Raw genomic sequence first — 16,122 nt, 5'->3', positions numbered from 1 at the left:
TTAAGTTAATTAATATTTCATCTGATACCATCATTTTATTTGTAAATCTTTTATTTTAACATTTCTTAAGAGATGATATTTATTTCTTATTTTTGAGCCATTCAATTTTTATCAAATGAAATTATATAAATTTTCTTTACTGATGCTGATTTTGGGCAGTTCTGCATTTGCCCAGACTCAGAAATTTACGATGGCGGAGGCTGTAAATGGATTGAGAACTAATCTTGCGGTGAAAAATATTTCCCAGTTTTCATGGTCCGGAGACGGAAAATCTTACATTCAGGCTGTGAAAGGAGGTTATCTCATTACAGATCTGAAAACGAGCAAACAGGATACCCTGGTTTCTTTAACACAACTGAACAGAACTCTTACAGACAATAAATTTAAAGCCGTTCCGCAGATCAAATTCATCAGCAATTCGAAAGGGTATTTCAATAAAGAAGGAAAGATGATCTGGGTTGAAAAATCCGGAAATGACTGGAAAATAAAAAATCAGATTGAAATAGATCAGAATGCATCCGATCTGAAACTTTTCGGGGATAATGAAACTTTTGCTTTTACGGTAAAAAATAATTTATTCGTTAATAAAAACGGTAAAACAATCGCCGTAACGAATGATACTGATGAAAATATTCTAAACGGAGCATCCAACGTACACCGAAACGAATTTGGCATCGATACAGGAATTTTCCCGGCCCCGAATTCTGAAAGCGTTGCCTTTTACAGGATGGATCAAACTATGGTGGCCGATTACCCGATCATCGACTGGTCGGTAACACCGGCGGTGAACCACAATATCAAATACCCGATGGCGGGGCAAACTTCTCATCAGGTGACGTTGGGTGTTTTTAATATCAGAACACAATCCACTACATTCCTTAATATTGAAGGGGAAAAAGACCAATACCTGACGGCAGTGACCTGGAGCCCGGACTCTAAATACATTTTTGTAGGCGTTCTGAACAGAGGACAAAACCATATGAAAATGAATCAGTACGATGCCGTTACGGGAAATTTAGTAAAAACACTTTTTGAAGAAACCAGCGACAAATATGTTGAACCACAACATCCGCTTACCTTCTTCCCGAATTCTAATACCGATTTTATCTGGCAAAGTCAGAGAACAGGTTATAATCACCTGTTCCATTACAGTCTGGAAAAAGGTCTTATAGCCCAGATCACGAAGGGAGATTGGCTGGTTACCGATATTTTAGGCTTTAATGAAAAGAAAAAGGAAATTTATTTTACTTCTACAAAAGAAACTCCGCTTGAAAAGCATTTGTACAGAATCAACTGGGTCAACTTTAAAATGCAGCGTCTGGATAATACTGAAGGAGTTCATGCAGGTGTTTTAAGCAGTGACGGAAACCATCTCTACGATATTTATACGAATGCAAATACTCCGAGAGTAGCCAATATCATTAACACAAATACACTGAAATCAACAACTATTCTTACCGCAGAGAACCCGTTGAGAAACTATCAGCGACCGGAAATTCAAAATGTAGTCTTAAAAGCTGACGACGGAACTCCATTATACGGAAAGATCATTCTGCCGACCAATTTTGATCAGAATAAAAAATATCCGGTAATTGTTTATTTATACAATGGTCCGCACCTGCAGCTTGTGACCAATTCGTTCCCGGCTTCCGGAAATCTCTGGTATGAATATATGGCACAGAATGGCTATATCATTTTCACGATGGACGGAAGAGGTTCTTCCAACCGTGGACTAAAGTTTGAACAGGCCGTTTTCAGAAACCTGGGAACTACTGAGATGAACGATCAGATGAAAGGGGTCGATTACCTGAAATCTCTACCTTATGTAGATTCAGCAAGAATGGGAATTCACGGATGGAGCTTCGGAGGTTTCATGACGACAAGTTTTATGCTTCGCCACCCGGAAATTTTCAAAGTAGGTGTTGCCGGCGGACCTGTAATTGACTGGAGCATGTACGAAATAATGTACGGGGAACGATATATGGATACCCCACAGGAAAATCCACAGGGATATGCTAAGGCCAATCTGCTGGATAAAGTACAGAATCTAAAAGGAAAGCTTCTCATGATTCATGGTGCGCAGGATGATGTCGTGGTTTGGCAGCATTCGGTTAAGTTTATCAAATCAGCGGTTGACAATGGTGTACAGCTGGACTATTTCGTGTATCCGGGACATCCGCACAATGTGATCGGAAAAGACAGAGTACATCTGATGCAGAAAGTAACCGATTATTTTGACCTGTATCTGAAAAAATAATTTCGGTCTGAAATAAATTATAAAAGACAGAGCCTCATATGTTGAGGTTTCTGTCTTCTTTGTTTTCAGGATATTAAAAGTACCGATCACCATTCATTTGTTTCTTATCAAACATCAATGCATAAATTTTTTAGCTGAACTATCTTTGTTGTATAAAAATCAACAATATGGAATTAGGAATTGGAATGTTCGGTGATTTGGGCTTCGACCAAACTACCGGAAAATATAAAGACGCAGGCGTAAAAATCCGTGAGATCATTGATCAGGTAAAACTGATGGATGAAGTGGGAATTGACGTTTTTGCCATGGGGGAGCATCACCGTCCCGACTATGCGGTTTCCTCACCGGAGATGGTGTTGGCTGCTGCGGCAAGTGTTACCCAAAATATAAAGCTGGCAAGTGGTGTAACAGTTCTAAGTTCATCTGAACCCGTAAAAGTTTATGAAGATTTCTCAACACTGGATTTAATTTCAGATGGCCGCGCAGAAATTTTCGTAGGTCGCGGAAGTTTTATTGAATCCTTTCCTCTTTACGGATACTCTCTGAATGATTACGAAGAACTTTTTGATGAAAAGTTAGAATTGCTGTTAAAAATCAATTCGGAAGAAAACGTTTCCTGGTCAGGAAAACTGCGTGCTCCGATGCAGAATCAAACTGTTTATCCCAGGGCTAAAAACGACGGAAAGCTTCCGATCTGGAGAGCAGTCGGCGGAACTCCACAATCTGTTTTGAGTGCTGCAAAATTAGGAATGCCATTAGTGGTAGCGATTATTGGCGGAATGCCAATACAATTCAAGAGCCTTATAGATTTCTACAAGCAGGAATATCTTAAAGCAGGTCACTCCGAATCTGAAATGCAGATTGCCATTCACTCACATACATTTGTAAGTGATGATATGAATGTTGTAGACGGATATTTCCATAATTATAAATCACAGATGGACAGGATCGGGTCATCAAGAGGCTGGGCTCCCTATACCAAAATGCAGTATGAAGGGGGAAGGAGCAAGGATGGTGCTTTATTCATAGGAAATGCCAATGAAGTTGCCGATAAAGTAGCTTACATGAAAGAGATTTTCGGAATTACAAGATTTATCGGGCATATGGATGTCGGAGATCCGGCTGATGATATCATGAGAAAATCAATCGAACTTTTTGGCGAAAAGGTTGGTCCGCAGGTAAAATAATACAAGAAGAGACTGTCTTAAAAGTTTGGCAGTCTCTTTTTTTGCTACCGTAAATAGACAAAGTAATTTTTATGCTCCAGAGGAGCAATATCTGTGTAGCAGAAAAAACAATACAATATCGCAAGCACGCCGGAGGTGTGCTATAATAAGATAGAACTCCTACGGAGTTCCGGTACAAGATGCTGATATTGATCTACACAGATATTGCTCCTTCGGAGCAAATTAAAATGAAGGTTATCCTAGGCTATGCTGTAAAAAAACTGAAAAAAGTCTAAATAAAAAAGTACTATCCAAACTTGTAGGACAGCTTCTTTTAATTTATGCTTCAGGGTCAAATTTTGATTTGTATTCATTCAGAAGTTGGGCGAGCTTTGCAGCGGACATTCCATAAGTGTCTGGAAAACCGCCCTGACGTAGCTTCATATTATTACCTACCAGAGTTTTATTAAGGTCAAAAACCACAAGCTTGTTGAAAACCACCCATTTTGTTTTAAAGGTATTGACTGCCTGCCACGGGATAAAAGTGATCCTGAAAAGATTTTTCATTTCAATTCCCTTTTCATCGATCTTGATATAAGACGAACCGGGAATAAGGTTGAGAAGAAAGACCATAAAGCACATCCCGAAAAAAACAATATTCAGAATCGCAATGAGTTTACTTTTGTCTAAAAGGGAAATTCCTAAAATAACAAAGCCTATACTGATTATCAGTAAAACAATGCTTTTTACTTTTCCGGGTTTTAAAATAAGGGGTAAATTTTGCATAATGGGAGTTTAAAATTTAATATATGATTATCAGATTAAATAACCTCGATAAGGCTGCCTCTTTCCTCATCTTTAATAATATTCAGTGATACGGGGATTTTTTCTTTCAGCTCTTCCACATGGGAAATGATGCCTACAATTCTGTTTTCCTTCTGAAGGTTCACCAATGTTTCAAATACAATATTCACTGACTCCAGATCCTGTGTACCGAAGCCTTCATCAATAAAGAAGAAATTCTTTTCCGCTTTTGCATTGCTCTGAACACTTTCTGCCAGCGCAAGAGCAAGGCTTAAAGAAACCTGGAACGCCTGTCCGCCAGAAAGGGTTTTCACGCTTCTGCTGCGGCCTTCGTTGAGGTAATCGATGATCTCAAAATCGTTATTGTCATTAAGTTGCAGGCTGAGCTGATTTCGTGTCATCCTATGAAAACGCACATTGGCATGATCACAAAGCTGACGAAGATAAATGGACGAAACATATTGTACAAATCCGGCTCCTTTAAAGAGGTTCATCATGATCTTAAGATTATCCGCACGTTTCTGAAGCTGCACAAAAATTTTTAAAAGATCTTCTTTTTTCTTAAATTCTTTTTCAAGCCTTTCAATTTCTGCCTGAATCTTTACAACCGAATCATTGGCTGTTTTTACCTCAACTTCAAGAGACGTAAAATGAGTTTCAGCTACCAAAAACTCTTCTTTATCAAAAGCAAAATCCTTCAGTTTATGCTCCAGTTCAAGAATGCTGTTCTTCAGCGTCTCAAACATGATTCTGAATTGCTGGATGACATTTTTTTCTTTCTGAACATCAATTTTCTCTGCCAGAATTTCCAGTACTTTATGCTGGTCAGATTGCTGTTCTGCAAGAGCGGTTTCGATCAAAAGATTATTGTTTGCGATTTCTTTTTCCAGTTCGGAAATGCGTTTTTCCAGTTGGGTAACAATGGTTTTATGCTCGGCGAGCTTTGGCGAAATTTCCTTTTCTTCTTTCAGCAATTGCTGATAATTCCGCTCCGTCTCGCGGTTGGATTCAGAAAGTTTATGGAAAATTTCTTCCACCTCCGAAACTTCTTTTTCAGCATAATTTTTCCATTCCAGCACTTTAAGATTGGATTCATTAGTCCTTATCTGCTCTTCTTTTTTCGCTTCATCCAGCCTGAATTTTTCCAGTGCTTTATTGTAGCTGTCGAGGTTGCTCCTTTCTTTATCTAGGTTTTTCTGTTCCTGACTAATCTGCAGATTCAGCTCCTCCATTTGTTTTTCGATCGCAAAAGAATGTTGCCTTTTGGCTTCAAAATCACTTTCTTTATCTGACTGAAATCCTTCCCAGATAAAATTTTTACGATGAATTTCCGTTTGAATCTGAATCTGTGTAGCCAGTTCTTCTTCGGATTTCAACTGTTCTTCAAAGATTTTTTTTCTGTCAATAATCTTTTCCGCTTCTGATAACTGTTTCTGGATCTCTTCTCTCTGATGATCAATCTTGCTGAGCTGTTGCTGAATTTCATTTAATTCTGAAGTGACATCATCGTATTCCAAAATATTCGGGTGCTCCAGAGCTCCACACAGCGGACAAGATTCTCCGTCATGAAGTTCACTGGCAAAATGAGCCAGCTTCTGCTGAACTTCCAGATGATTTCGTTTTTCTGAAAGTTCTTTCTTTCTGTTTTCCAGATTTTCGATCTGAATCCTGAAATCATCTTTAAAGGTTTCGGGATTGATTTTTAAAACCTCCAGCTCTTCAGAAATTCTGTGGATTTCAATTTTTTTAGTGTCTGCTTTTTTGATCTGTCCGCTGAGGTTTTCCTGCAATTTTTTATTTTCGAGAAACCAGTTTCCTACGTTGACGAGCAATCCTGGATCCAGCTTTCCTGGCTTAAGCAGTTCGGCATTTTTAGAAAGTTCTTCAATTTTCTGCTGAATCACTTTTTGTTGTGCTTCGACTTCTTTTACTTTCTGGAAACCGTTTTCCGTTCTTTCTTTTAAGATTTTAATTTCATCAGCAACTTTCATCATCTGCAGGATCAGGTTCAAATCGTTTTCCTGAATTCTCGATTGTGACAAGGCTTCATATTGAGGCTGGATTGATGCCAGTTCGCTTTTCAGCTTTTCAAACTGAAGTTCGGTGGTGTTAAGAATTTTCTGCTGACGTTCTTTTTGCTGGTGCTGTTCAGAAATCTCCTGGGCAAGTTTCTTTTTCTCCGAAAGAAGAGGCGTGAAAATCCTTGAGATGCGGTCGTAGATTTCCGTTCTTGTTTCCAGAATATCTATTTCGGATTTCTGTTGGGTGACTTTTTCAAAATCAGATTTTTTCTGATTCAGCCATTCAAAATCATCTTTTAAACCTTTCAGCTTGATATATTTTTCTTCGGTTTCGCGGAATCTTTTCAGTGTTTCCTTAAACTTCAGTTCTTCGAGGCTTAAATTTTCTTTTGTGGCTGTAATCTGTTCCTCTGTAATTTCCTCAAATCCTTTCAGTTGACCTTCCAGTTGATCAAGCTCCGATCTGTTTTTGGCATTGATAAGGGAAACATTGTTCTGAAGATCAAAACGTTGAAGTCCGAAGATTTCCTTCATCATATTCGTGCGTTCCGCGGCTCCCAGTTCCAGAAACTCTTTAAACTGACCCTGCGGAATAATGATGGTCCGTTTAAAATTAGCATAGCTTAAGCCTACAATCTCTTCTGCATTTGCATGGTCGAGCGGAATCCAGTTTTCATTTTTCCATTCATAAAATGTGACCGAAGGCGTTTTTACATCTTCAAAGTTTTTAGAATTCCTTCTAAATTCGCGGGTAGCACGGTATTTTTTATTCTCAAAATTGATGAAATCAAACTCAATATATGATCTGTTCGATTTCAGATTCATCATATTATAAGCACGCTTATCTCTGGCGTTAAGCCTTTCGGTTTCCCCATACAGTGCAAAGGAAATCGCTTCCAGGATTGACGACTTTCCGGAGCCGACTGCTCCGAAAATACCAAAAAGTCCGGCTTTCGTCAGATTTTCAAAGTCTATTTTCTGGCGCTCCTGATAAGAATAAATACCTTCTAAAGTGAGTTGAATCGGAATCATGGGCTAAGGATTAAGAATTTCGTTAAACAGATCGATAAGTTCCTTATTGGCCTCCTGTCCACCGTTTTTAGATTTAAAATAATCTTTAAACAATGACTGAATATCCTGGCTGAGGTTAATATCCCGAAGCTGATTTTCATTTAATTCCTGATTTTTAACCTTCGGAATAAGATGTACGATTCCGCTGTGGGTCTGGTACAAAAGTTTTCTTTCATCGGCTTTCAAAAAGGTTCTGCTTTCCAAAGTAAGTTCTACAAAGGCATTTTGATTTTCGGTGAGCCATTCTATCGTTTTTTCGAAACAGTCAAAGCTTTTTCTTTCGAGACATTTTCCGTTTTTGATCGGAATTTTTGTAAACTGAACGGGTTGATTGGGTACTGCCTTAAGGATGGAAATATATTTAGTCTGTCCTGATTCACTGAAGCTGTAGCAAAGCGGGGAAGATGAATACACCACAGGTTTTTCGTCCGTTCCGATGTTCTGAAAACGATGAAGATGCCCGAGCGCTGTATATTGAATCTGCGGAGGAATACTATCTGAAAAAATAAGATCTGCATTTCCTATTTTGAGTGGTTTTTCGCCTTCGGGCTCGTCCAGCAGTGGAGCTCCTTTTTTGTTCATGTACAAATGGGTCATGAGTAAATTAACTCCATTTTCGTCGCAGAATTCATCTGCATTTTTCTGCCAGTGTTCCGCAAGAACCTGATTCAGTTCTGCTTCTTTTTGTTCCCCGAAATATTGTTTCAATCTTATTTCATTAGCATAAGGGGTATGAAGAATTCTTATGGGAAAATCATGATTTTTTAAGGTAAGTTCAATAAATCCTTCCGTTGATTTTAAGATTTTAAAATGCTCCAGCTCAAAAGGGTTGATGATCGCTTTGGGATGGCCGATCAGGATAATGCCGCATTCGCGGGCCAAAGGATCGGGAGCATCAATAAGGCTGGGAGAATCGTGGTTGCCTGAGATAGCAATGACAGGCCGTTTTCCGTTTAACGATAATCTTTTTAACGTTTTATAAAATAATTGAACCGCCTCAACACCGGGATTGAAGTTGTCGAATAAATCTCCGGCAATAAGCACCAGATCAACATTTTCTTCATCAGCGATCTGTACAAGCTCGTCCATCACCAGAACCTGCTCTTCCAGTCTTGAAAAGCGATCAAGACGTTTTCCCAAATGCCAATCGGCAGTGTGCAGAATTTTCATCCTGTAAATTTAAAGAAGATAAATTGAAACTAAAGGTTGTGGCTTAAAGATAATTCTTAGGGGATGATGTAAAAATTGGTTTTAAAATATATTTTGTTGTATTATGATTGTTTGTCGTGAATATAATTTAATGTCTATTTTTACAAAATGGAACAGCAATCTAAAGATCCGCTTCACGGAAAAAGGCTTGATGCCATTCTTGAAGAACTCGTAGAATATTATCAGGGTTTTGAAGGGCTTGGCGAGCAGATCAATATTAAATGTTTTACAGATAATCCCAGTATCAACTCTTCGCTGAAGTTTTTACGAAAAATGCCGTGGGCCAGAACCAAAGTGGAAAGTTTATATCTTTTTATGTTGAGAGAGAGAAAAAGAAAGGAAATAAGAGGGCGGAAATAGGACGCCACGGATACTTCTTTAGCCGTTATTCTTCTGTCAGTGAATTCAAAAATAGTATATTTGTATCGTTAATCGTGAGATTCACGAAAAAAAAGAAAAAAATATGACAATCGAAAACAATCATGTTGTAGCTGTACGTTACATACTTCACACCATCGAAGAAGACGGAAGTAAAACTCTTGTAGAAGAAACAACCGCAGAAAATCCACTTACGTTTTTATACGGTGTTGGAATGATGATTCCGAAATTTGAAGAAAATATTTTGGGATTAAAGGCAGGAGATAAAGCGGCATTTGTAATTCAGCCGGAAGAAGCTTATGGTGAAAGACAGCCTGATGCTATCGCACAGTTACCTATCGATATGTTCCAGGAATCCGGAACTCCGCCGGTAGGCGCTATCTTACCATTGTCTGATAATCAGGGAAACAATTTCCAGGCATTTGTGGTAGAAGTAACACCGGAAGTGGTAGTTGCAGATCTTAATCACCCAATGGCTGGGAAAGTTTTAGATTTCCAGGTGGAGATTTTAAATACACGTCCTGCTACAGAAGAAGAGTTGAATCATGGTCACGCTCACGGGATCGACGGAAACGAAGCTCACTAATCAAATATCAATGTCCGGTTTTTGCCGGACATTTTTATTTTAAGACTCGTATAATTTACAGAAATACGCCGCTGACATAAAACCACCGGTTTTGAATCATTTTAAATGTCGACAGCTCGTGATGAATTTGAGGATTTCCATTTTCATCAGTATAAAATGCTTTAAATTCTACTTTATTCACGGCAGGTTTACTTACAATTTCCAGTTTTGTCCATGTATTGATTTCTCCCCATTCCTGTAAATCCTTTTTGTTGTGATACTTTCTCTTGCTCGGGAATGTGGTTTCCATAAGGTATTCACCATTTGGAATGGCAAATGCAGAAAACCGTGATCTCATTAAAGCTTCAGCAGTAGGAGCATATTTTTCTCCGGCATGATATGGTTTGCAACATTCTTCATAGGTTTTTCCGGAGCAGCAGTGACAATTCATGTATTTAATTTAGATTTTAGGGAAATGATCTTTTATCTCAATAATCTTTCCTTTTGATTTAAAAACTCTTCATCTGTAATTACGCCCTTGTCATGAAGCGCTTTCAGTTTGGTCAACTGATCAATATTGGAGCTTTGCTGATTGGTTTCTTTATTTGATAAAGCCAAAAATAAAGCTATCACCCAGCCTATTACCGACCATCCTAAGAAAAGATTTAGCGTGAAAATAGCATCAACATTTGATTTTTTTCTGCGATAAGCAACAAGTGTTGGCAAAAAGTAGAAAGGAATACAAATTAATAGGATAATTAATATGTGTTGCCACGAGATGCTTAAAAGAGTTAAAAAAATCATGAATAAGAGTTTTCTTAGTTAAATTTATACTGTCAAATATATTTATTTTTAAAAAGCAATTCAATATTTTGTATATATCTATTTAAAAATATCTGAAGAAATAAAAAAGCATCCAAAAATGAATGCTTCTCAAATTTATTTTATAAAACCTCTGCTTCTCAATAGAGGTTTAATATCCGGATCATGTCCTGTAAAATCTCTGAATGCCTGATTCAGATCCACAGAATTTCCTACGGACAGGATGTATTTTCTGAAACGGTCGCCGTTTTCTCTTGTCAGCCCACCGTTGTTTTTGATCCATTCCCAGGCATCGTTATCCAAAGTTTCAGACCACAGATAAGCATAATATCCTGCGGAATAACCACCACCCCAAATATGAGCAAAATAAGGAGTATGATATCTTGGCGGAACTGTTGCCAAAGTAAAGCCATGTTTAGTTAAAGATTGTTTTTCGAAATCTAAAACAGGAATTAACTGGCTTTCACTGGTTACTGTGTGCCAATCCATATCCAATTCAGCAGCTGAAACCAATTCTGTAGTCATATAACCCTGATTGAATGTAGAGGCCTTTTTTATTTTATCAACCAAAGCTTGCGGAATCGGCTGTTTGGTTTCGTAATGCAAAGCGTAATTTTTCAAAACGACAGGATCTAAAGCCCAATGTTCATTGATTTGTGAAGGGAATTCCACGAAATCTCTCGGTACATTGGTTCCTGAAAGAGAAGGATATTTCTGACTGGCAAACATTCCATGGATTGAGTGACCGAATTCATGGAAAATCGTTGAAACATCATCAAAGCTTATCAAAGAAGGTTTACCAGGAGCCGGTTTCTGATAATTGTAACAGTTTACGATAACTGGTTTTGTTCCCAATAAATAAGACTGTTCAACAAAATTGCTCATCCATGCGCCTCCGTTTTTAGAGTCTCTGGTGTAGAAATCGAGGTAATAAATTGCAATAGATTTACCATCATGATCAAAAACTTCATAAGTCACTACATCCGGATGATAAACAGGAAGGTCTGTTCTTTTCTTAAAAGTCAGCCCGTAGAATTTTTCTGCAGCGAAGAAAACTCCTTTTTCCAGAACGGTTGTAATTTCGAAATAAGGTTTTATTTGGCTTTCATCAAGATCAAATTTGGCTTTTCTTACCTGTTCAGCATAGAAATTCCAGTCCCAGGGCTCAACGTTGAAGCCGCCGTTTTGCTGATCAATCAGATCCTGAATGTCTTTTGCCTCACGTCTTGCCGTTTCTACAGCAGGCGTTGCAATCTGGTTCATTAAATGAGTGGCCGCTTCAGGCGTTTTTGCCATCTGATCCTGAAGTTTCCATTCTGCAAAGCTTTTCTTGCCTAGAATCTGTGCTTTTTTAAGCCTTAATTTTGCTAATTTTTCGATCGTTTCCCGAGTGTCATTTCCGTCGCCTTTTTCAGCTCTCGTCCATGAAGCTTTGAAAAGTTTTTCTCTTGTCGCTCTGTTTTTAAGGTTTTGCAGAAGTGGCTGCTGAGTTGTATTTTGTAAAGCTAATAGATACTGACCCGGTTTTCCCGCATTTTTAGCATCACTTGCAGCTGCAGCAATTTCGTCGGCAGAAAGACCATCCAGTTCTTTAGCATCGGTAAAAAAAACGCCGCCCTGTTTCCTTGCTTCCAGTAATTTGTTGGAGTACTGCGTAGACAGTGAAGCCAGTTCCTGATTGATCTGTTTTAGTTTTTCTTTGTCGGCAGCAGAAAGATTGGCTCCTGCAATTTCAAAGTTTTGCTTGTAATATTGTAAAAGTTTTTTGCTTTCAGAATCTAAACCGTTTTCAGAGATCGCTTTTATTCTTTTATAAAGATTCTCATTCAGATACATTTTATCAGAATGTGCCGCGAAAATGGGTGCGTATTCTTCATCCAATGCCTGTAATGTAGGATTGGTGTTGGCACTCGTAAGATTAGAGAATACAATTACTGCTCTTTTAAGAATCTCACCGCTTTTTTCCAACGCTACCAAGGTATTTTCAAATGTAGGTGCTTCAGGATTATTCGCGATCTTTAAGATTTCAGCATCGTGTTGCTTTAATCCAAAATCAAATGCAGGTTTAAAATGTTCGTCTTTAATTTTATCAAATTCCGGTGCCTCATACTGAAGTTTGCTTTTCTTCATGAAAGGATTTGACGAAAGGGAAGCGTCTGGAGTAGGAACTTCCTTTTGGGTTTCGGTGCTTTTCATTGTTGTACAGGATTGATTAAATGCTAGTGCAGAAATTAATAATACTGATGAAATCTTCTTCATAAACGATTTATTAATAATGCCTAAAGATATTAAATCTTAATTTAAAAAGGAGCCTAAGCTTTCGGTTTCGTATAAAAAAGTATTTGGAAAACAGTTCGGGATAATTCAACCCTTATTTAAAATTCAGAAATGATGTAATATTTTTTATAAATTAGTTGTCTATTAATATAGTAATCATAAAATTCAACTGAATATGAAATCAACAAAACTTTTTATTTTTTCAGCATTTGTACTATTGGCATCATGTGATGGAAGAAAAGAAAAAAGACATGACAGCAACGAGAAAGGAAATTGGGTGGAAAAAGTAGTTTCCACAGATCATGGGCCTGTGAAACAAAAAGAGGTGACCGGAGATTTTGATGAAATTGAAGTTTCTCAGGCGATTAAAGCAGAAATTATAAAATCGGATGTAGAAAAAGTAGTTATTTCTGCTCCAGAAAATATTATTGATGAGATTTTGGTGGATATCAGCGGCGGCAAACTTTATATTCATTATAGAAAAGGAATACGAGTAATGAATAACCACAATGTTTCTGCAAAAATATATGCTAAAGATTTCTCTAAAATAGAAGCTAATTCTGCTGCAGGGATTACTGTTAAAGATAAATTCGTTCAGGATAAAATGAGTATTGATGTTTCGAGTGCAGCATCTGTTGACGGAAATCTTGAAGCCAATGATTTTGAAATTTCTGCTGGAAGCAGCAGTGGCTTTACCGGAAAAATATGGGCGGTAGATTTGGATATTGAGGCATCATCAGGTGCAAGTATTGATCTTTCCGGAAAAGCAAAAAAAGCGGAAGTTTCTTCATCTTCGGGAAGCAGTATTTCAGCTAAAGATTTTGTAGCGGATAATCTTAAAGTAGATGCATCAAGCGGTGCAAGCATTGACATCAGTGCGTCATCATCAATTTATGCAGAAGCCTCTTCAGGAGGTAGCGTGAGCGTCTACAAAAAAGGAAATGTAACTTCGGTAACAAAAGAGGAGAGTAGCGGCGGAAGTGTAAGCATTCATTAATTACTTTTCGATTTCGTCTTCCTCATCATTTGAGGAGTCTTCCCATTGCTTATTTTCAAAGTTAAGATTATCATAGGCCAATAATTCCTCCTCTCTCTGGAGGATTTCTTTTGTGGTAAAAAGATGAATTTCATCGTCTTCCTCTGCCTTCGCCAGCTTTCTGATAGATCCTTTGTCAATAGCCATAAATCTTTGTCCGAGACGTCTGGCTGCGTATTTTCGCATGCCTGTTTCGTGAAGGACATCCACAGCCATATCGACGGCTGTACCAAGTGTTTCTCGATAAATATTATTAATCCCGTTATTCAGATAATTATAGGCATCGATTCTGTTTTTGGCCCGGACAAATATTTTCACGTTGGGATAATTATCACGCACTATATCGGCTATAAATTTATTGTCATTCGGGTCGTCCAGGCAAAGAACAAGTATTTCGGCGTCTTCAATTCCTGCAGCACGTAAAGTGGGAATTTTAGTGGCATCACCATAATAAACTTTAAATCCGTAGCTTCTTAATAATTTCACCCGGTCAGAGTCTCTGTCTAAAACCGTAGCAGAAATTTTATTAGCCTTTAAAAGTCGCCCGACTGTACTTCCGAAATGTCCGAATCCTACAATGATAATTTTCTTCTCACGGACATTGTTGTCCAGAATATTAAAATCATTTTCAGAATCGGGGATTTCTTTAATGAATTTAGGAGTAATCAGCTTGTCATTAATAATTAAAAGAAACGGCGTGATACACATTGTAATAGCTGTGACCGCCATCATTTGAGCGTTGAGTTCAGGACTTAGAAGATAAAGATTCGACGCATAATTAATCAGAACAAATGCAAATTCTCCTACTTGTGAAAGGGCAAATGCATAAAATAAACTCTGGGGAGTATCAATTTTAAAAAATCTTCCGATCGAAAATAAAACAATAAACTTGATCGCGAGAACAGCAAATACTGTACTAAAAATAAATAAAGGATCTTTCTGAATAATATTAAAATTCATCGTTGAACCTACGCTTACGAAAAATACCGCAAGTAATAAACCTTTAAAAGGATCAATCTGTGCTTCAAGCTCATGCCGGAATTCACTGTTAGCCAACATAACTCCTGCAAGGAATGCTCCCAGAGCCGGTGAAAGACCGATGGCTACCATCAGTTCGGAAACTCCGATGACCAGAAACAGGGAAGAGGCCGTTAATAATTCCGTCATTCCCGATTTTGAAACATATCTTAAAAAAGGGACAAAAACATACCTTCCCAATAATATTAATATGGCAACACCTAAAATCACGGTAGCAAACTGCATCCACTCCGGAAGTGTCTGGATCAATACCTGAATTTCATTATCGTTGTGCCTTGCTTTGTAATGTGCAATCAGCGGCAATATTGCCAAAATAGGAATTACAGCAATATCCTGAAATAAAAGTGTAGAAAATGAAGCTTCTCCCGCAAGTGTTTTTAAGTTATTTTTTTCCTGCAACGTCTGTAAAACAATGGCTGTTGAAGAAAGTGCAAAACACATAGCAACTGCAATCGCTTTGTCCAATGGCCATCCTACCATTATAAAAACCAGAAAAAGTAAAGAAATGGTAAGCATCATCTGTGTAAGCCCCAGCCCGACAATTTTCTTCCGCATTTCCCAGAATTTCCGGGGCTCAAGTTCTAATCCTACCAGAAAGAGTAACATGATTACCCCGAATTCGCTGGCATGCATAATATCATTGACATCTTTCCCCGTAAGTTTTAAAACGTAAGGGCCAATAATAATTCCGCCTGCAATGTATCCTATCACAGAGCTTAGTCCGAACTTCCTCGCCAGCGGAACCATAATAATGGCAACGCCCAGGAATAAAAGAGTATTCATGGCTAAGCTTGTTTCCATAATTTTTACTGATTAAGTAGTTCTGAAAATTCCTTTTTATGTAAAATGATTTCTTTTTTTGAAAGTTTGTTGGCTTCGTAAACGATTTTTATATTTTTAATGTCGGCTTTGAAAACATTCAGAGACACAACAAGTCCGCTGATCAGTTCTTCTACCGTAAACTTGTAGGTTCCTTGTCTGTGAAAAGACCTTTCTTTTCCGCCTGTAGTTACCAGGATGTAAACTTCCTTGCCTTGCAACGGGTTTTGATTTCCTTCTTTAAGCCAGTCACGGTCAAAAACTTCATCAATCCAAAGTTTAAGGAGAGGCGGCATTCCGAACCATATCAAAGGGAATTGAAAAATGAAACGTTCATAGTTTTGTATTCTTTTTCGCTCTCTGAATGCTGCAATATGAAAATTAGGATATTCTTCATAAAGATCCCGAAGGGTAAAATGTTGGTGGCGAACATAGAAATTGATGAGCTCTGCATTCGAGTTTGAGTGCTCTAAATAAGGATGTGCAAAAACTACCAACGTCTTCTTCATAAACCTGTTTTCAGTAAATATAGCGAAAAAGTTTTAAATTAAAAACAGATTTAGGACAGGTTTGTTGATTTTTTAATACTAATAACTGAAATTTTTATTAATTAAAATCAAAAAATATAGAAAAAATTCCTTTTTATGAAATGAATTAAT

13 protein-coding genes are annotated in these 16,122 nt (G+C 37.8%); 5 read left to right on the top strand and 8 right to left on the bottom strand.

The features are described 5' to 3' along the window. The first annotated feature begins 115 nt into the window (after positions 1–115). Positions 116–2,257, top strand: a complete 2,142-nt coding sequence (locus ACWNCI_RS11770; RefSeq protein ID WP_449388456.1) for a DPP IV N-terminal domain-containing protein — start codon at positions 116–118, stop codon at positions 2,255–2,257. 167 nt (positions 2,258–2,424) lie between these two features. Further along, entirely contained in the window at positions 2,425–3,444 is a 1,020-nt protein-coding gene (locus ACWNCI_RS11765) for an LLM class flavin-dependent oxidoreductase (protein WP_449388455.1), read from the top strand. Positions 3,445–3,762: 318 nt separating this feature from the next. On the opposite strand, the gene ACWNCI_RS11760 is transcribed toward ACWNCI_RS11765, so the two are convergent. Genes ACWNCI_RS11760 through ACWNCI_RS11750 form a run of 3 tightly spaced genes read right to left on the bottom strand, consistent with a single transcriptional unit; the run spans position 3,763 to position 8,489 of the window. Then, complete coding sequence (locus ACWNCI_RS11760; RefSeq protein WP_449388454.1) at positions 3,763–4,209, bottom strand: STM3941 family protein; 447 nt, start codon at positions 4,207–4,209, stop codon at positions 3,763–3,765. A gap of 35 nt (positions 4,210–4,244) precedes the next feature. Then, a complete protein-coding gene (locus ACWNCI_RS11755; protein WP_449388453.1) occupies positions 4,245–7,280 on the bottom strand; it encodes an AAA family ATPase in 3,036 nt (1,011 codons plus the stop codon). 3 nt (positions 7,281–7,283) lie between these two features. Then, complete coding sequence (locus ACWNCI_RS11750) at positions 7,284–8,489, bottom strand: metallophosphoesterase family protein (RefSeq protein WP_449388452.1); 1,206 nt, start codon at positions 8,487–8,489, stop codon at positions 7,284–7,286. Between the two features lie 147 nt (positions 8,490–8,636). Here ACWNCI_RS11750 and ACWNCI_RS11745 point away from each other — a divergent pair, with 147 nt between their 5' ends. Beyond that, positions 8,637–8,888, top strand: a complete 252-nt coding sequence (locus tag ACWNCI_RS11745) for a VF530 family protein (protein WP_449388451.1) — start codon at positions 8,637–8,639, stop codon at positions 8,886–8,888. Positions 8,889–8,991: 103 nt separating this feature from the next. Then, the gene (locus ACWNCI_RS11740; protein ID WP_449388450.1) at positions 8,992–9,492 is read left to right on the top strand and encodes an FKBP-type peptidyl-prolyl cis-trans isomerase; all 501 of its coding nucleotides are present in this window, start codon (positions 8,992–8,994) and stop codon (positions 9,490–9,492) included. Between the two features lie 55 nt (positions 9,493–9,547). Here ACWNCI_RS11740 and ACWNCI_RS11735 read toward each other — a convergent pair whose 3' ends face one another. The 3 genes from ACWNCI_RS11735 to ACWNCI_RS11725 all read right to left on the bottom strand — a co-directional run bounded on the left by ACWNCI_RS11735 (position 9,548) and on the right by ACWNCI_RS11725 (position 12,552). Beyond that, complete coding sequence (locus ACWNCI_RS11735) at positions 9,548–9,922, bottom strand: YchJ family protein (protein ID WP_449388449.1); 375 nt, start codon at positions 9,920–9,922, stop codon at positions 9,548–9,550. Positions 9,923–9,954: 32 nt separating this feature from the next. Further along, the gene (locus tag ACWNCI_RS11730; protein ID WP_449388448.1) at positions 9,955–10,275 is read right to left on the bottom strand and encodes a superinfection immunity protein; all 321 of its coding nucleotides are present in this window, start codon (positions 10,273–10,275) and stop codon (positions 9,955–9,957) included. Between the two features lie 135 nt (positions 10,276–10,410). Continuing rightward, positions 10,411–12,552 carry a M3 family metallopeptidase gene (locus ACWNCI_RS11725; RefSeq protein WP_449388447.1) on the bottom strand — a complete coding sequence of 714 codons (2,142 nt, stop codon included), beginning with the start codon at positions 12,550–12,552 and terminating at the stop codon, positions 10,411–10,413. 193 nt (positions 12,553–12,745) lie between these two features. Here ACWNCI_RS11725 and ACWNCI_RS11720 point away from each other — a divergent pair, with 193 nt between their 5' ends. Then, entirely contained in the window at positions 12,746–13,567 is an 822-nt protein-coding gene (locus ACWNCI_RS11720; RefSeq protein ID WP_346984127.1) for a head GIN domain-containing protein, read from the top strand. On the opposite strand, the gene ACWNCI_RS11715 is transcribed toward ACWNCI_RS11720, so the two are convergent. Together ACWNCI_RS11715 and ACWNCI_RS11710 are read right to left on the bottom strand one after the other, a co-directional pair. Next, positions 13,568–15,445, bottom strand: a complete 1,878-nt coding sequence (locus ACWNCI_RS11715; RefSeq protein WP_449388446.1) for a monovalent cation:proton antiporter-2 (CPA2) family protein — start codon at positions 15,443–15,445, stop codon at positions 13,568–13,570. 5 nt (positions 15,446–15,450) lie between these two features. Beyond that, entirely contained in the window at positions 15,451–15,972 is a 522-nt protein-coding gene (locus tag ACWNCI_RS11710; RefSeq protein WP_346984129.1) for an NAD(P)H-dependent oxidoreductase, read from the bottom strand. Positions 15,973–16,122 lie beyond the last annotated feature (150 nt).

Source organism: Chryseobacterium lineare (genome assembly GCF_977014045.1).
The sequence above is the reverse complement of the archived record's forward strand: the minus strand, read 5'-3'. Positions and strand labels throughout refer to the sequence as shown.